Annotated in this window: 14 protein-coding genes and 1 pseudogene; 11 read left to right on the top strand and 4 right to left on the bottom strand. The window is 72.5% G+C overall.

Annotated elements, in window-relative coordinates; genetic code table 11:
* The first annotated feature begins 188 nt into the window (after nt 1–188).
* Entirely contained in the window at nt 189–1,328 is a 1,140-nt protein-coding gene (locus ACFW5B_RS07470; protein ID WP_386434642.1) for a substrate-binding domain-containing protein, read from the top strand.
* Nucleotides 1,329–1,406: 78 nt separating this feature from the next.
* Here the strand turns inward: ACFW5B_RS07470 and ACFW5B_RS07465 are convergent, their stop codons facing one another.
* Nucleotides 1,407–2,078 carry a DUF4142 domain-containing protein gene (locus tag ACFW5B_RS07465; protein WP_386434639.1) on the bottom strand — a complete coding sequence of 224 codons (672 nt, stop codon included), beginning with the start codon at nt 2,076–2,078 and terminating at the stop codon, nt 1,407–1,409.
* A gap of 315 nt (nt 2,079–2,393) precedes the next feature.
* On the opposite strand from ACFW5B_RS07465, the gene ACFW5B_RS07460 reads away from it, so the two are divergent.
* The 5 genes and pseudogenes from ACFW5B_RS07460 (at nt 2,394) to ACFW5B_RS07440 (ending at nt 5,911) form a co-directional block, all read left to right on the top strand.
* On the top strand, nt 2,394–2,861 hold the full coding sequence (locus ACFW5B_RS07460) for a MarR family winged helix-turn-helix transcriptional regulator (RefSeq protein WP_386435157.1): 468 nt from the start codon (nt 2,394–2,396) through the stop codon (nt 2,859–2,861).
* Nucleotides 2,862–2,964: 103 nt separating this feature from the next.
* Nucleotides 2,965–3,303 (top strand): hypothetical protein, encoded by a 339-nt coding sequence (locus ACFW5B_RS07455; protein ID WP_386435154.1) that lies wholly within the window; start codon nt 2,965–2,967, stop codon nt 3,301–3,303.
* A gap of 4 nt (nt 3,304–3,307) precedes the next feature.
* Nucleotides 3,308–4,309 (top strand): caspase domain-containing protein, encoded by a 1,002-nt coding sequence (locus tag ACFW5B_RS07450; protein WP_386434636.1) that lies wholly within the window; start codon nt 3,308–3,310, stop codon nt 4,307–4,309.
* Nucleotides 4,293–5,429 carry a trypco2 family protein gene (locus tag ACFW5B_RS07445; protein ID WP_386434633.1) on the top strand — a complete coding sequence of 379 codons (1,137 nt, stop codon included), beginning with the start codon at nt 4,293–4,295 and terminating at the stop codon, nt 5,427–5,429. Before ACFW5B_RS07450 ends, ACFW5B_RS07445 begins: the two co-directional genes overlap by 17 nt.
* 69 nt (nt 5,430–5,498) lie before the next feature.
* Nucleotides 5,499–5,911 (top strand): annotated as a pseudogene (locus ACFW5B_RS07440) (MBL fold metallo-hydrolase).
* Nucleotides 5,912–6,008: 97 nt separating this feature from the next.
* On the opposite strand, the gene ACFW5B_RS07435 reads toward ACFW5B_RS07440, so the two are convergent.
* Nucleotides 6,009–6,587, bottom strand: a complete 579-nt coding sequence (locus ACFW5B_RS07435) for a TetR/AcrR family transcriptional regulator (protein ID WP_386434630.1) — start codon at nt 6,585–6,587, stop codon at nt 6,009–6,011.
* Nucleotides 6,588–6,945: 358 nt separating this feature from the next.
* On the opposite strand from ACFW5B_RS07435, the gene ACFW5B_RS07430 reads away from it, so the two are divergent.
* From ACFW5B_RS07430 to ACFW5B_RS07410, 5 genes are all read left to right on the top strand, one after another.
* A complete protein-coding gene (locus ACFW5B_RS07430) occupies nt 6,946–7,611 on the top strand; it encodes a (2Fe-2S)-binding protein (protein ID WP_386434627.1) in 666 nt (221 codons plus the stop codon).
* A complete protein-coding gene (locus ACFW5B_RS07425) occupies nt 7,608–8,600 on the top strand; it encodes an FAD binding domain-containing protein (protein ID WP_386434624.1) in 993 nt (330 codons plus the stop codon). The genes ACFW5B_RS07430 and ACFW5B_RS07425 overlap by 4 nt, the downstream gene beginning before the upstream one ends.
* Nucleotides 8,597–10,744: a xanthine dehydrogenase family protein molybdopterin-binding subunit gene (locus ACFW5B_RS07420; protein WP_386434621.1), complete on the top strand. Its 2,148-nt coding sequence runs from the start codon at nt 8,597–8,599 to the stop codon at nt 10,742–10,744. The genes ACFW5B_RS07425 and ACFW5B_RS07420 overlap by 4 nt, the downstream gene beginning before the upstream one ends.
* Nucleotides 10,745–10,873: 129 nt before the next feature.
* Entirely contained in the window at nt 10,874–11,647 is a 774-nt protein-coding gene (locus ACFW5B_RS07415; RefSeq protein ID WP_386434618.1) for a DUF72 domain-containing protein, read from the top strand.
* 75 nt (nt 11,648–11,722) lie between these two features.
* On the top strand, nt 11,723–12,007 hold the full coding sequence (locus ACFW5B_RS07410) for an acylphosphatase (protein ID WP_386434615.1): 285 nt from the start codon (nt 11,723–11,725) through the stop codon (nt 12,005–12,007).
* Nucleotides 12,008–12,116: 109 nt separating this feature from the next.
* Here ACFW5B_RS07410 and ACFW5B_RS07405 read toward each other — a convergent pair whose 3' ends face one another.
* The gene (locus tag ACFW5B_RS07405) at nt 12,117–13,601 is read right to left on the bottom strand and encodes a lanthionine synthetase C family protein (RefSeq protein WP_386434612.1); all 1,485 of its coding nucleotides are present in this window, start codon (nt 13,599–13,601) and stop codon (nt 12,117–12,119) included.
* The gene (locus tag ACFW5B_RS07400; RefSeq protein ID WP_386434609.1) at nt 13,598–16,726 is read right to left on the bottom strand and encodes a lantibiotic dehydratase; all 3,129 of its coding nucleotides are present in this window, start codon (nt 16,724–16,726) and stop codon (nt 13,598–13,600) included. The genes ACFW5B_RS07405 and ACFW5B_RS07400 overlap by 4 nt, the downstream gene beginning before the upstream one ends.
* Nucleotides 16,727–16,790: the final 64 nt, after the last annotated feature.

Here is a 16,790-nt window from a genome sequence, read left to right as displayed (position 1 = left end):
GCGGGATGGGTTGATTGGCCGGTTTCCGCCGGGGAGTGGAGGATGTGGAGCGACTCGTTCCGCGGTGAGCCCGGCGTCGGCGGCGTACGCCGCGCTGACCGGAGGCGGCTGCTCCGCGGAGCGACGCCACCCGTAACCTGTCTCCCCCCACGCCCACCCGTATCCTCATCCTGCCTGCGAGGAGCCCCGTGCACCCCACCCGCAAGGCGGTCGTGACCGCCGCCGCATTCCTGGTCATGGCCACCGCCGCCGGCTGTGAACCCGGCGCCGGCGCCGCCGCGTCCCACCGGGACTCCGCCACGCCCGGATGCCCCACCGCCCTCTCCAGGGCCAAGCGGGCGGTCAAGAAGGCCGAGGCGGTCAACGCCCCCTGGAGGGGGCCCACCACGGGACCTGAGGCCGTCCACGACAAGACCGTCGTCTACATAGCCCAGACCCTGACCAACCCCGGCGTCGCCGGAGTCGCCCAGGGTGTCCAGGAAGCCGCGAAGATCGTTGGATGGCACGCCCGCACCCTCAACGGCCAGGGCACACCGGAGGGCCTCAAGGCCGCTTTCCAGCAGGCCCTGCGCCTCAAGCCGGACGGCATCGTCATCAGCGGATTCGACCCCTCGACGACCCCGGCGGAGGTCAAGAAGGCCCGGGCCGAGGGCATTCCACTGATCGGCTGGCACGCCGCGCCGGCCCCCGGCCCCAGCAAGGACCAGGAGCTCTTCAGCAACGTCACCTCCCGGGTCGAGGACGTCGCGAAGATCAGCGCCGACTGGATCATCGCCCGGTCCAACGGGCGTGCGGGCGTTGTCCTGTTCACCGACGCCACGGTGCCGTTTGCGAAGCGCAAGTCCGACCTGATCAGGAAGGAACTCGCCACCTGCTCCGGCACCAAGCTGCTGAGCTACACCAACATGCCGATTCCGCAGGTCAACAGCCGGTCCATCAAGGTGGTCCGCTCCCTGATGTCCCGTTTCGGCAGTAAGTGGACCCACTCCGCCGCCATCAATGACATGTACTTCCAGCACGCCGCACCCGCACTGCGCGCCGCGGGCAAGGACGGCGCGGGCGCCCCGTTCAACATCGGCGCCGGTGACGGCGACCCGTCCGCCTTCCAGCGCGTCAACGGCAAGGAGTTCCAGGCCGCGACCGTGCCCGAGCCGCTCTCCGAACAGGGCTGGCAGATCGTCGACGAGTTCAACCGCGCCTTCCATCACGCCCCGGACAGCGGCTATGTCGCCCCCGTCCACATCGCCACCGCCGGCAACAGCGGCGGCGCACTCTCCTGGGACTCCGAGGGCTACCGCCAGGCGTACCGCAAGATCTGGGGCGAGTGACGCGCGCCCTGGCCGGGGGCTCGGCGCGGCGGCGTCACCGGCCCGGCACCGCCCTGGGGGAACGCCCTGTGCGGCTGGTCACTTGGGGATGGTCGAGGCCACGTCGTCGAGGGTGTCGTCGGTGACCAGGCCGGTGTCCTCCAGCACGCTCATGTGGTCCTGGACGGTGTTGTTGGTCTGCGTGGCCAGGCGACGGATCAGTGTGTTCTTGGTGGAGGCGCGCACCTCGCCGATGGTGATGAAGATCTTCCCGTGGGAGGCGCGCAGCAGGTCCACGAAGAGCTGGTCGAACTCCCGGCCCCGGGCCTTCTTCAACTGGTCCACCCAGCCCCGTTGTTCGGCGGTGGCCTGGTCGGGGATGGGCACGCTCAGGGCCTCGGAGTCCTCACGGGCCAGCTGATCGAGTGTGCTGTGCCCTTCGAGCAGATGCATCCCGGCGCGCTTGATGGCCTCGCTCGACGCATGGGTCTGGGCGAGCCGCCCCGCCGGCATCTCCCACAGTCCCGCCTGCCGGACCTTGGTGAGGAAGGTCTTGTCCAGGGCGCTGACGTCACCCGAGTTGCCGCCCTCGGGCCCGGCCGCGGCGGCCTGCGCGGCGGGGAGGTGGGCCGAGGCCGACTCGTGGGCGGAGCCGTGCTGTTGGGAGAGCCACACGGCTACGGTCGCGATGACCGCTGCGAGCGCGACCGCGGCGGCCGTCACGCGGCCACGGCTCGGGGTGGACTGGGTTTTCCGCGCATGAGATTTCATCGTGCCTCCTGTTTGCGCGCGTTGATCGCCGGAGCGCTGTCGCCCATGGGGCTGCCGGGGCACGGTCACGCTAACGATTGCACTGAGCAAAGAAGCCGATTCAGCGGCGATGCTCAAATCCCTGGGGCGGATGGCGGGGATGGGCTACGATGCCGCCCCTTCTTTCTGGGCTCCCCCTGGTGAACGGGGCGCGCTGAACCGCCCGTTGGAGGCTCACCGGGCTGTCGGCTGGTCCACCCGGAGGCTGTGCGGACATCCGGACAGCTGGGGCGGTAGAAAGGGGAGATGGCGGAGCACGGAGCCCCCATGAGGGCCATGGACGATGTGGATGCGGTGACCCGGGCGGTGCTCACGGCGTCGAGACTGCTGGTCGCGGTCTCCGCGCGGTCGCTCGGTGAGGTGGAGGAGCGGGTGACGCTGCCGCAGTTGCGGATGCTGGTGGTGCTCTCCACTCGCGGCGCCACCAAGCTCGTCACCCTCGCCGAACTGCTCCAGGTCGCTCCCTCGACCGCGATGCGCATGGTGGACCGGCTCATCGCGGCGGGTCTGGCGCACCGACAGGCCAACCCCGCCAGCCGGCGCGAGACCCTGCTCCAGCTCACCGACGAGGGACGGCGCACGGTCGAGGAGGTCACCGCCCGCCGCCGCGCGGAGATCAGCGCCATCGTCGAACGCCTCGCCCCCGAACAGCGCGCCTCGCTCATCGAGGCCCTCACGGCCTTCAACAAGGCGGGCGGTGAGCCGCCCGTGGACGCACCGGAGACGCATCCGCGCCCTACCTGATGAAGGGCTCCGAAAGGGAAAAGCGCGAAAGTTCCGTCTCGCCGTGTCGGCCGGCTCTATGCTCTGAGCACATTCCATCTCGGGCCGGAGGCTTGCTGTGAAGATGACGATCCGGTGCGAAGGGGCGGACTCCGCAGGCGAGTTGGCGGAAAGCCTCTACCAATGGCTGCTCGATGAACCGGCCGCCCGCCGGCATGCCGAACCGCAGCTGATCGGCGCCGCACCGGCCGAAGGCGAACTGGGATATGTGCTCGATCTGGTGCAGCTGGTCGTGAGTTCCGGCTTCAGTGCGGCGTCCCTGGGCTACACCGTCGCCCAGTGGAAGAAGATGAACGCCCCGACGATTTCGATGAGTTTCGAGCGGAACGGCAAGACCGTGACGGTGAGCGGGACGGACGCCGAGGAGATCGAGCGCGCCGTCCAGCAGCTTGACGAAGAGTGAGACATTGGCGCGTCTGCCGCGGTTCGACGCTTCGTATGCCCTGTTGATCGGGGTGTCGGAGTACCAGGACCACGAGTTTCCCGAGGTCCCGGCCGCGATTCACAACCTGGCGGGTCTGCGCAGTCTGCTCGCGCCGTCCGACGGCGGAGGATTTCCCCGTGAAAAGTGCCGGATGGTGTCGAATCCGCGGACCGGCGAGGGAATGCGGGTCGCCATCAAACGGGCGGCCGAGTCCGCCACCGACGTCTTGCTGCTCTATTACGTGGGCCACGGCTGGAAAGTCGACGGCGACCTCTATCTGGCCTCCCAGTCGTCCAGCCCCGATTCGATCGAAACCACGGGACTGGCCTATCGGACGGTCCGCCGGCTGGTCCGGAGTTCCCCGGCCGCGGTCAGGATCATCGTTCTCGACTGTTGTTTCAGCGGTGTCGCCACCGGGCTGCTGAGCGGCGCGGGGGATCTGTGCCTCAGCGCTTCCGAGATCGAGATCCCACTCGCCGAGGAGCTGCCCGACGACCATGCCGATGGTGTCTGCGTGATCGCTTCCAGCGGCCCCAACCAGCCGTCCCAGGATTCGGACGGGGCGGACCACACCGCCTTCACGGGGCATTTCCTCACCAACCTGAAGGCCGCCACGCAGATGCCCGAAGTGCGCGATGTGGAGGCGGTGTTCGATGCGACGAAGGCGGCGATGGAGGCTGCCGAGCTGCGCCATGTGCCGTTGATCGCCTCCATGGGCGGGGCGCGCCGGCTGGCGCTGGTGAAGGGGCTGGTGGTGCCGGCCCCCGTTCCCGTCGCAGAACCGGAGGTCACTCTCGTACCGCCTCCGGAAGCGGGGGACGAGACCGTGACCGCTACGGCACCCGTCCCCAGGGAGGACGGCCCGGCGAAGCTCATGAGCTGGCACACCCCGGTGGGAAGCGCGGACATCTTCGATTCCACATTGGCACTGACGCTGCTGCGGCAGGCCATGGCACGGGGAGGTGACGATGAGCGCGCTGGATAGGAAGCGGAGCGGGGAGATCGAGCGCCTGCGGGGACAGGCGGCGGACGACTTCCGGACCTATGGCCCACAGCTCGCGGACCGCCTGCTGACCGCGTGCCGGCGGCTGCGTGCCGCGGGCGAAGGAGAGGAAGCGCTCCTGATCGCACAGGAAGCGGTGGGCATTCACCGGGAACTCCTCGACCGTTACCGCTGTGCCGGTACCGGACTGGCGCACGCACTCCTCCAGCTCGGCCTCTGTCTTGCCGAAATCGGGGCGGCCGACGAGGCGACCGATGTGCTGCAGGAGTCCATCGCGCTCACCGACGGCTTGCCCGCGCCGCTCCGCCCGCCCGCGCAGCGGCTCCGTTCCAACGCCCTGGAGTGCCTCGCGCTGATCCTCGGCTCCCTGGGCCGCACCGCGGAGTCCATCGCCCTCTCGCAACTGGCGATCAGGGGCTACCGGGAGGTGTTCCGGGAGGACCGGAGAGTGGCACCGGAGCTGGCCCGTGGTCTGCACAACCTCGCCACCCTGCTGGCCTCCGGCGCCGCACGGGAGGAGGCTCTGATCCCGCTGGCGGAGTCCCTCGCGATCTACGACCGGCTCTCCATGGAGGGCAACTCCGCACTGGCGGCGGAGCGGAGCCGTGCTCAGCAGCTGCACGCCGTACTGGCGGAAGGAGAGGAGCAGAGCGGGGAGGTCGCGGGCGAGGCGCTGTCCGCCTACCACCTGGCAGCCGAGGCCGATGCGTACTCGGCCTCCTCGGGGCTGGGCAGTATCCCGGCGCATGTAGAGATCCATCGCGTTGAACCCGTCGACCACGACGCACCGCCACACAGAGAGCAGAGGAGCATGGACCGGAACCGGATTGACCTCACCGAAGCGGTACAGGCCGTACGCGATGATCTGCGCGCCGCCACCGGCAGGTTCGACGGCGAGGAGCTGCAGTTCGACATGGGGCCGATCGAGCTGGAGTTCACCGTCGAGCTGGAGCGGGACCCCCGGGCGCGGTCGGGGGTCCGCACCTGGGTGATCACGGACACCGGCGGCGCGAACGCGGCCTCCGCCCGACACCGGCTCAAACTGACGCTGACCCCACGACAGCTCGCCTACCGGGCCATTGATGTGACGGACCGGATCTAGGGCGGCATCCGGCCACCTGCGACTTCCCGTCCGCTGCCGCCGGAACCCCGGACGCGTACGCTCCACAGGATGCGGATTACCAAGTACACGCATTCCTGTGTCCGGTTGGAGCGTCCGGGGGGGGCGGGGCCCTGGTCATCGACCCGGGCATCTGGAGCGAGCCCGGGGCGCTGCACGGTGCCGACGCGGTCCTGGTGACGCACGAACACGCCGACCACGTCGATGTCCTGCGGCTCAAGGGACTGGGCGTGCCGGTTCATGCGCCCAAGGGGGCGGACTTCGGCGGCCTCCTGGACGTCATCGAGGTGGAGCCGGACGAGGAGTTCAGCGCGGCCGGCTTCCGCGTCTCGACGCACGGTGGCCGCCATGCGCGCCAGCGTCAACGGCTGGCTCGACCGGGAGGCGGGCGGGTGTTACGGCTGGGTGCCGCCGGGGGTGCGGTTGCCGTGCTCGGAGCGGTGAGTGTGCGTCGGGAGCAGTGAGTGCGCGTCCGGAGCGGTGACCGCCGTGTCCCGGGTGTCGGGGCGGTGATCCCGTACGTGCGGCGCTCGCTCGGCCGGACCCGATGAGCCGCGCCGCTCAGGCCCCCGGAGCGCCGGCGCGCAGGCCGTCCATGACGAGGTCCAGGAGGCGTTCGGCGCGCGACTGCCAGTCGCCGTGCGGGTCGAGGTGCCACAGGCCGGAGATGGCGAGCACGAAATCGTCGGGGGTCATGCCCGGACGGATGGTGCCGGCCTCTTCGTTGGCCTGCAGCAGGAGGGCGACGGCGGCGGTCACCGGGCCGTGTCCCAGTCCGGCGGGACCGCCGTGCGCGGCGGCGGCCTTGCGCAGCGCGTCGGCCAGGCCGGCCTTGGCCATGGCGTACTGGGCGAGGCGGTCCATCCATGCGCGCAGGGCCTGGTCGGGTGCGCGGGTTTCGAGCAGGTGCGAGGCGGACGCGGAGACCTGCTGCACCTCATGGCGGTAGACCTCGAGGACGAGCGCCTCGCGGTTGGGAAAGTTGCGGTAGAAGGTCCCCTGGCCGACACCGGCCTTCTTCGCGATCGCGCTCAGCGGGGTATCGGCCGACTGCGTCAGCTCCGCCAGGGCGACTTCCAGGATGCGTTCGCGATTCCGTTGCGCGTCCGAGCGCGCCGGCGGGGTCTTTCGCTGCTGCACTCGTCCTCCTCCCGGGAGCACGGAACGGTCGGTTCGTGGGGTGGGTCTTGCTAAGCGGACAACTGTCCGGTAGATTTTGAAACTAACGGACAGCTGTCCGCTTAGGTCCACCATACCGCTCGATGCGGCCGGTGTGGACGACCCGCGCCACCACGCCCGGTTCCTCGTCCCCACCGCATCCGCCGCAGCAACCCCAGTCGACGCCGCCACGTACAGTGCCATCCCTCCCGAACTGCTTGCAGGACCGTCCCGTTGGACGCTCCGCTCCCGCGCGACCAAGGACAGCTCGACGTCCTGTTCGGCCATGTCGCCCGCAGGGCCGGCCCGTCGCGCTTCACCCTGCGAAAGAAGGCTGACCATGGCCCCACCGACGTCCAGCGTCATCACCCTGAACGTCAACGGCGAAAAGCGCACCCTCCCGGTCGACCACCGCGCCACCCTGCTCGACGCGCTGCGCGAGCAGCTCGATCTCACCGGCACCAAAAAGGGCTGTGACCACGGCCAGTGCGGTGCGTGCACGGTGCTGCTCGACGGACGCCGGGCCGTCTCCTGCCTCCAGCTCGCGGTTGCCTCCGAGGGGCGGGAGATCACCACCATCGAGGGGGTGGCGGACGGGGAGCGGCTCCATCCGGTGCAGCAGGCCTTCCTCGACCTCGACGGCTATCAGTGCGGCTACTGCACACCGGGGCAGATCTGTTCGGCCATCGCGGTGATCGAGGAGCATGCGGCGGGCTGGCCGAGCGCCGTGACCGCCGACATACGTCCCGAAGCGAAAGCCCCGGCGCTGACCGCCGAGGAGATCCGGGAGCGGATGAGCGGCAACCTGTGCCGCTGCGGCGCCTATGTGGCGATTGTGCAGGCGGTCGCCCGGGCGGCGGAGGCGGACACGGGGGAGAAGGGGGAGCCGCGGACGGCGGAGACGGAGATGGCGGGGACGGTGGAGACGGGGGGCGGCCGGAGGCCGGCCGGAGCGCCGTACGGCAACGGCCCGGCCGGTGTGGTGGACGGGGAGAGGACGGCATGAGGGAGTTCGGTTATCAGCGGGCGCTCGATGTCCCGGGAGCGGTGGCGCTGCTGGGCGCCGATTCCGGCGCACGCTGTCTCGGCGGCGGCACCAATCTCGTCGACCTGATGAAGGCCGGGGTGGAGCGTCCCGCGCTGCTCATCGACGTACGGGACCTGCCGCTGGGGCGGATCGAGCCGCTGGACGGCGGCGGGCTGCGCATCGGTGCGACGGTCACCAACAGCGACCTCGCCGCCGACCCCGAAGTGCGGCGGCGCTACCCGGCGTTGGCCGAAGCCGTGCTGGCGGGCGCCTCGGGGCAGCTGCGCAACATGGCCACGGTCGGCGGCAATCTCCTCCAGCGCACCCGCTGCGGCTACTTCACCGACCTGGCCAAGCCGTGCAACAAACGCGCCCCCGGCAGCGGCTGCCCCGCCGTCCGGGGGGAGCACCGCAACCACGCGATCCTGGGCGCCTCCGCGCACTGTGTGGCGGTCCACCCCTCGGACATGGGGGTGGCGCTCGCCGCCTTCGACGCCGTCGTCTCGTACGAAACGGCGGATGGTCCGGGCGAGATGCCGCTCGCGGAGTTCTATCTGCCGGTGGGCGACACCCCGCACCGGGAGACTGCACTGCCGCCCGGCGCGCTGATCACCGGAATCACCCTGCCGCCGGCGCCGGTCGCCGCCGCCTCCCGCTACCGGAAGGTCCGCGAGCGCGCGTCCTATGCGTTCGCGATCGGCTCGGTCGCCGCCGCCCTCGACGTCCGGGAGGGCACCGTACGCGACGTTCGCCTCGCCTTCGGGGCGGTCGCGTCCCGGCCGTGGCGGGCCCGGGAGGCCGAGCGGTTGCTCATCGGGGGACCGGCGGACGCCGGGGCGTTCGCCGCTGCCGCGGAGGCCGAGCTGTCCGCCGCCGATCCGCTGCCCGACAACGGATACAAGGTGACCCTGATGCGCAACCTCGTCGTGGCCGTGCTCACCGAACTCACCGAGGAGGCTTCCCGATGACCACGACCACGGAACGGCGCACGGGGGCCGGGGCCGTCGGCGCCGCCCACACCCGCCTGGAGGGCCGGGACAAGGTCACCGGCACGGCGCGCTATGCGGGCGAGCTCCCCTTCGCCGAACTCGCCCATGGCTGGCTGGTGTTGTCGACGATCGCCCGGGGCCGCATCCGCGCCGTGGAGACGGCGCCCGCCCTGGCCCTGCCCGGTGTCCTCGCGGTGCTGCACCACGACAACGCCCCGCGCCTCCACGGCGACTACACGGGCCCGCTCGGCCCGCCCGACCCGGTCCTCCAGGTCTTCCAGCACGACCGGGTGCCGTACGTGGGCTGGCCGGTGGCGCTGGTCGTCGCGGAAACCCCCGAACAGGCCAGGGAAGCCGCCGAACGGCTGGTCGTCCGGTACGACGAGGAACCGCACGACGTCGCCTTCTCCGCCGGGCGTCCCGGTATGTACACACCGGCGGATTCCCCCACCATGGCAGCGGAGACGGCCAAGGGGGATCTCACGGCCGAACTCGCCGCGTCCGCCGTGGTCGTGGACGCGGAGTACACCACACCGGAAGAGCACCACAGCCCGTTGGAGCCCCATGCGGCGATGGCGCGCTGGGACAGCGGCCGGCTGGAGGTCGTCGACTCCAACCAGGGAAGCCGGTTCGTGGCGGACGAACTGGCCCACCTGTTCTCACTCGACCCCGCCTCGGTGCGGGTGCGGTCCGAGCACGTCGGCGGTGCCTTCGGAGCCAAGGCGACCCGCCCGCATGCGGTCCTCGCCGCGATGGCCGCGACCGTCCTCCACCGCCCGGTCCGGGTCGTCCTCACCCGCCGCCAGATGTTCTCGCTCGTCGGCTACCGCAGCCCCACCGTGCAGCGGATCCGGCTCGGCGCCGACACCGACGGGCGGCTGCGCGCGTTCGACCACCAGGCGGAGTGCCTCACCTCCACCGTGCGCGAATTCGTCGAGCGCAGCGCCAACTTCGGACGGCCGATGTACGACGCCGCCGCGCACCACACCGTCAACCGCGTGGTCCCGCTCGACGTCCCGACACCGAGCTGGATGCGCGCACCGGGCGAGGCGCCGGGCTCGTTCGCGCTGGAGTCCGCGCTCGACGAACTCGCCGAGAAGTGCGGCCTGGACCCGATCGCGCTGCGCGCCCGCAACGAACCGGATGCCGGGCCGGTCTCCGGTCTGCCCTTCGGCAGCCGCAAGATGCTCGCCTGCTTCGAGGAGGGCGCCCGCAGGTTCGGCTGGGCGGACCGGGACCCGCGCCCCGGTGTGCGCCGCGAGGGGTGCTGGCTGCTCGGGACCGGCACCGCCGCGGCCACCTTCCCCTCGGGGGTCGCGCCGTCCACGGCCGCCGTGACCGCGGAGCCGGACGGCGGCTTCACCGTACGGATCACCGCGGCGGACATCGGCACGGGCGCGCGCACCGCGCTGACCCTGATCGCGGCGGACGCGCTGGCGGTGGCGCCGGAACGCATCCGGATGAAGATCGCGGACAGCGACTTCGGCCCGGCGATGATCGCCGGCGGGTCGATGGGCACCCGCTCCTGGGCCTGGGCCATCACGGCCGCGGCGAGCGAACTGCGGGAGCAACTGGCCCTGGGCGGCGGCATCCCACCGCAGGGGATCACGGCGCGGTCGGACACCGGCGCAGCCGTCATGGCGCTGGAGAAGAAGGAACGGCATTCCTACGGGGCGCAGTTCGCCGAAGTCGCCGTGGACGTCATGAGCGGGGAAGTCCGGGTACGACGCATGCTCGGTATCTTCGCCGCGGGCCGGATCGTCAATCCGCTGACCGCACGCAGCCAGTTCATCGGCGGGATGACCTGGGGCCTGTCCATGGCCCTGCACGAGGAGGCGGTCCGGGACCAGGCCTCGGGCGGCCATGTCGGCGCCGATCTCGCGGGCTACCACGTCGCCGCACACGCCGATGTCCCGCCCATCGAGGTGGACTGGGTGGATGACCCGGACCCCGACGACCCGGTGGGGATCAAGGGCATCGGCGAGGTCGGGATCGTGGGAGCCGCGGCAGCCATCGCCAATGCCGTCTGGCATGCGACCGGAGTCCGCCACCGGCAGCTACCGATACGCCCCGACCGCGTCCTGCTGGCCAACCCGGCCCCGGGAGGTGACCGCGACGCCTGACCCCGACAGCGCGTTACGCCGCCGGCCGGGGGAGGAGCGGGACCGCCGGGCGCCCGCTCGTCCCACCGATGGCCCGCGATCTGACCCATGGCTGATATGCCGTGCCCCGGGCCGGGCAGGGATGCGCTCATGACCGTCCTCGTCGGGACCTCCGGCTGGCAGTACAAGGACTGGCGGGAGGTCCTCTACCCGCAGGACCGGCCGCAGCGACTGTGGCTGGAGGAGTACGCGCGGCACTTCGCCACCGTCGAGAGCAATGCCGCCTTCTACCGGCTGCCCGAGGAGAAGACCTTCGCGGACTGGCGGGACCGGACGCCCGACGGTTTCGTGATGGCGGTGAAGGCGAGCCGCTATCTGACCCACATCAAGCGGCTGCGCGATCCGGAGGAGCCGGTCGGGCGGCTGATGGGGCGGGCCGCCGCCCTCGGCCCCCGGCTCGGTCCGGTCCTGCTCCAGCTGCCGCCCACACTGCACGCGGACGCCGGTCTGCTGGACGACTGCCTCGGCTGCTTTCCCGCCGGCACCCGGGTGGCCGTCGAGCCCCGCCATGCCTCCTGGTGGACCCCGGAGATCCGGACGGTGCTGGAGCGGCGGGGCGCCGCGCTGTGCTGGGCGGACCGGGGCTCCCGGCCCGTGACGCCCCTGTGGCGGACCGCCGACTGGGGGTATCTCCGCTTCCACGAGGGCCGCGCGGAACCCTGGCCGCGTTATGGACGGCAGGCGCTCACCACCTGGGTGCGGCGGATCGCCGACACCTGGCCGGACCGGGCCGATGTCTACACCTACTTCAACAACGATCCGGGCGGGGCGGCCGTCCGCGACGCCGAGCAGTTCGCCCGTGCCGCCGCGGCCGCCGGCCGTTCCGTGAGCCGTGCGCCGTCCGGGCGTGGCACCTCCCGGTGAGCGCGGGGCCGGGATATATCTGCGCTGGTAGCCGGGGCGGGCGAATGAAGTGACGAGGTGTGAGGTGAGACGCGGATGATCCGCAGACGGGTGGTGGTCTCCGGAGCGGTGCAGGGCGTGTTCTTCCGCGACACCTGCCGACGCACGGCCGAGGGGCTCGGCGTGACCGGCTGGGTACGGAACCTTCCGGACGGCACGGTGGAGGCCGTGTTCGAGGGGGAGCCGGAGCGTGTGCAGAAGCTGGTGGAATGGGCGCGCCAGGGCCCGCCGATGGCCACCGTCGACGCCGTGTCCGTACGGGAGGAAGAACCGGAGGGCCTGACGGGCTTCGCGGTACGGCCGACGGCCGGAGGATTCTGACCGGGACAAGGGACACCGCCCCTACCCGCCGCGGCCCGCACCTCACCTGAGGCCCCGGTACGCGGGCGACCCTGTCAGCCCGCGAACACGGCCGCTTCACCCGCTCACCTCAGCTCATGAGAAACGCCGCGTCCCAGCCGTTCCCCTGCTCCCATCCGTCCCGGGCGCTTCCCCGCCGCGCGTCGGAGTAGTCGGCCAGGACGAGTGCGATTCCGGCGGCGCCGTCCAGCAGCCCGGGGTTGTCCACGCGGTGGGCTGCGGCCCCGGGACCGGCAGCAGGGGGCACAACCTGCCGGTAGCCAAAAGGGGTTGAGCCATCGCACTCGTCAACCAGCTCTCGGGCGAGAGCGTCCGCCGCCGTCCACCACTCGGTGCGCCCGGTGGCGACTGCCAGCCGGCTGACGGTGTGCAGGATGCCCGCCCTGCCGTGGCAGAAGCCCGGGTCGGCGGCCACCGCGGCGTCGTACGGGCGGAGCACCAGACCACCGACGGCGTTCTCGGCCAGCGCCGTCAGCCGGGGGGCATCGAGCGCGCGCCCGGCCAGATACAGCGTCCAGGCGATCCCGGAGGTCCCGTAACACCACCCCGGCCGGCTCCTGGCCCCGACGTCCCGGGACGGCCGGAGCCGCTGAGCCGGAGGGGACGCCTCCCCGGCCGCTGCCGGACGGGACGACTCACCAGCCGCCTCCCGACGCGAAGAGACCGCCTCCCGACGCGCAGTTACCGTCCCTGAAGGCGCAACCCGGCCGGGCCACCGCATGCCCAGGTCATCGGCGTACCCGACGCTCACCACCCAGTCGGCCATCCGGCGCAGGGCGTCCCGCATCCCCGGCACCCGGTGTCCGGCGCGGTACGCCAGTGCCAGCAGGGCGAGCGGGCCGCAGATCCCGTGCGCGGCACCGACATTGAGATCGCCGTTCGGGAACTCCGCGCGGTCACGTGGGACGAGATACCGGTCGGGTGCGCACCACCACCCCGGCACCTGGATGCCGGCCCCTGCCGCGGGCGGCCGTACGGGATGCGTCATCTCGACCAGACAGGCGAGGACGTCATGGAGCGCCTCGGCGCACCGCTCGTCGCCGTGGCCGGCCGCCAGCAGGAGGCCGCGGCCCTCGCCCGCCAGGCCGGAGATCACGTCGTAGTCGTCGGCCGCCAGCCCCGGGCCCTGCTCCCGGCGCCGCGCCACCAGTCGGGCGACATGGGCCCGGACGTATGCGGCGTGCACCTCGGCGCAGCGTGCCAGCAGCCGGGCGTAGCCGCCGTGCGCATCGGCGTGCAGCCGTGCGGGCAGCAGCAGATCGCCGACCGCGGCCGGGCCGGCGGCGGTGGCCGCAGCGACGGCCGCCGCGAGGTGGGCGTGCCCGACCGCCGCGTACCGCGCGTCGTTCCGGGCGCACCGGGTGTGCAGCAGCGCGATGCCGGGGTGGCCCAGCAGCAGCGACGCGGGCTGCCAGGCGGGCTGCAGCAGGTCCGGCGGCAGCGCGGCGAACGCCGTATGGGCGGTGCCGGCCACCTGCCCCGGCGAACCGAGCAGATCGGCGACGCGGAGTGCGAGGTCCGACGCCGCGTCGCAGAGCGCGAGGGGTGCGGTCATCTGTTGTTCCGCCTCCGGCTGAGCCACAGCGCGAGCGCCTCACGGGCCGTCACATGCGCCGCCAGTTCCTGTTCGCGGTGCGGGCCGAGCAGCCGGTTGCAGTGCATATGGGCCAGGCTCAGCGCGATCCGCGCGGTCCGGTCCGGGTCCGTCGCAGCGGCGGTCAGTACCTCGCGCAGACCGGCCAGCGCCGGGCCGCGGGTGCTCCACCCCACGCCCCAGCCGTCCGCGGCGGCCGGCGGCCGGGGCCGGGCCTGCGCGTCCAGCAGCGCGGCGACCTCCTGCTTACGGACCCGGGGGACCTCTCCCCGGCGTTCGAGCACCGACGGGCTGCCGAGCCAGTCGAGCGCCTCGTCCGGGGAGCCGAGCCGGGTGAGGATGTCGAGGACGCCCAGGGCGGCCGGCAGCACCGGATCGCCCAGCTGGTCGGGGGCCATCGCGAGCAGCGTGATGACGGACTCGCTGTCGGTGTGGAAGACGCGTTCGGCGGGCCCGAGGGCGCCCGGTCCGCCGTACCGCTCGATCTCGGGCTCGTAGGTGTCCAGGACCATCTTCCCGAGGAGCCCCGCCTCGGTAAGCGCCTGCGCCCAGGAGTGGAGTGCGGGCAGCAGCACCGGCCACAGCGATTCCGGCGTGCCGTGGAAGCGCAGCCGGAGGTGTGGTTCCGGGTCCTCGTAGCGGAGGAAGAACCAGCGGTCGACGCCTGCCTGGTGCAGCAGCTCGGGTTCGGTCAGCGCGCCGAGGTGACGGGCCAGCACCTCCGGCTGGCGGGCCCGGGGCACATAGAGCTTCGCGTGCAGCCACTCGCCGCCGGGCAGATGAGTGCGCGGGGCGTCGCCGCCGTCCGGGACGGCCGTCGGGAGCGGGACCGGCGCCGTGACGGGACGGTCGTCGGCGCCGGTCCCGCGGCCGGTGGGCCGGGCGAAGACGGGGAAGACGAACTCGGCGGCATGGGCGCCCTCGGCACCCCGGAACCACTGCCGTTCCGCCCGGCCCCCGACCTGTTCCACCAGCGTCAGATCGGCCGCCCGCCGCACCTCGTCGCGGAAGACCCTCAGCTGCATCGGGTCGTCGAGGTCGACCGCCACACGGTGGTCGGCCTTGGTGAGCAGCACCCGCCGGGGGACGTCCCAGCGCCGCCGCCACCGCCCGGCCTGCGCAGCCCACTCCGGGTCCCCCCGGACGGCCGCCGCGCGCAGGGCCCGGTCCGGCAGCCAGCGCGCCGGGGAGAGCACGGTCCGGCCGTACCGCACCCGCGGCAGCGCGGGAGCCGAGGCCCAGCGTCCCCAGCTCCACGGTGCGCAGAAGGACCGGCCCTCGTGCCCGAGCTCCAGCAGGAACCGTGCCACGTACGGGAGATGACCGTTGCCGGGGTTGAGCATCGAGTAGGAGAGCGGGCGTACCCGGCGGCCGGTCGGTCGGTCGACGAGCCGGAGGCCGTCCGAGTCGGCCTGGACCGCGAGGCTCTCCAGCCGCAGATCGTGCGCCGTCTCCGCCGCGGCCGGTCCGACACCCAGGGGGATGCGGTGGGAGAGCCACTGCGGTACGGCGGAGACGTTGCCGGAACGCGCCACCCGGGGCCGGTAGGCGACCGCGGCCGGGATCTCGTCGTCCGGTGCACTCCGCTCCGCGTGCCGCGCCAGGTCCCGCAGCGGCGAACCGGAGGGGCCGAGCACCGGCGCGAACCGGCCGAACATCGCCCCGGCCAGCGGCGACAGCGCCTGCGGCGCGAGCACCAGACGGAACTCCCCGTCGTCCAGGGCGTCCCGGTCCGGTGTCACCAGCTCGGCCAGTACCTCCATGCTCAGCGGGGCCGGTCCGCGCTCCGCGGGCTCCAGGGCGCGCACCGTCTCCTCGTCGAGCACCACTTCCCGCGCGCCGCGCCGGGCCGCGTCCATCAGCAGCTCGCCGAGGACCCGGTCGCGCGCCCCGGACTCGGGGGCGGGCAGCGGGCCGGGCTCCCGGTAGGCGCGCGGCAGCCCCAACCCGCGTGCGTCGTCGAGCAGCTCAAGGACCGGGACCGGCCGGTCGGTGCCGTACCGCTCCAGGAAGGCCAGGTGGTAGTCGCGCAGGTGCGGAGCGCCGCGGTGCACGGGGGAGGTCCGCCACAGCACCGTCGCGGCCCGAGCCGCCTCCCGTGCCACCTCCTCCGGCAGGGTCAGCCGCAGCTCCAGCGACAGGTCCGTCTGCAGCACGTCGGCCGCCGGCCGCAGCGCCCGCATCCGGGTGGCGACCGCGGTCAGCCGGGGCCGCCGTCCGCCCGGCGGCTCGGCGTCCAGGGAACGTAAGTCGGCGTGGATCGCGCACAGTTCCCGGGCTGTTGGATGATCGACCCCGTCCAGCCGGTCGCATACGTGGTCCAGGGGAGCGGTGCAGTCGGGCGGCGGCGTCAGATCGGTCAGCAGGAAGTGGCCGCGGACGAGCTGCGCGACGGCGGCCTCGACCGCGCCTTCAGGAGCCTCGGGGAACTCCCGCTTGCCCGCTTCCACCAGCCGGGAACAGGGCGTGGGCCGCGCCGCGGCCGCCAGGAGGTGACGGACCACCCGGGTGTGGCGCACCGATCCCGCCACCTGCCGCTCCCCGCTGCGGTCGTGGTGGTCGACCAGCACCAGACGGCCGTCCCGCACGGTGTGCAGATTGTTGGCCGTCAGTCGCGCACGCTCCAGTACGGCGGGGACATCGCGCAGCGTCTCCAGAACGTCGTCCAGCCAGGCCGCGTCCGGCCGCGTGACGCTGCGCCCGACGCCCAGCGGTTCCGGTGCGGGCTCCGGTCCGAAGCCGGCGAGACCGACCCCCGCGAACAGGCCGAAGGGGGTGGGGCGGTGGGACATCCGGGAGTGGTACTTGGTGAGCGACACCGCGATACGGCGGAGCGACTTGAGCCGCAGCGGCTCCCCGGCGACGCTGCGGTCCACCTCCGCGGCCAGGCTCGCGCTGGCCAGGCTCACCGCCTCCATGAGCCGTGCATCGGCGGCGAGTTGGGCTATGTGCCGGCGCAGCCGTTCCTCTTCCGGTGCGGCTTCGTCGGGCCGGGCAGGGGGATCGTCCGAGGGCAGCGGGAGGGCCGCGGCCCGCACCAGGGCCACCTTCCCGCACTCGAATGCCACATCACCCGTACCGCTCACGCCTGTTCCGCCCCCTTCCCGTGCCACCGCTCCGTCCGACGAGGTTGCGGGGTGCCGCGGGACG

The organism is Streptomyces sp. NPDC058773 (assembly GCF_042746015.1).
In the GTDB taxonomy this organism is placed as follows: domain Bacteria; phylum Actinomycetota; class Actinomycetes; order Streptomycetales; family Streptomycetaceae; genus Streptomyces.
Note: the sequence above shows the minus strand (reverse complement) of the source record. Positions and strands in the feature narration are given on the sequence as shown.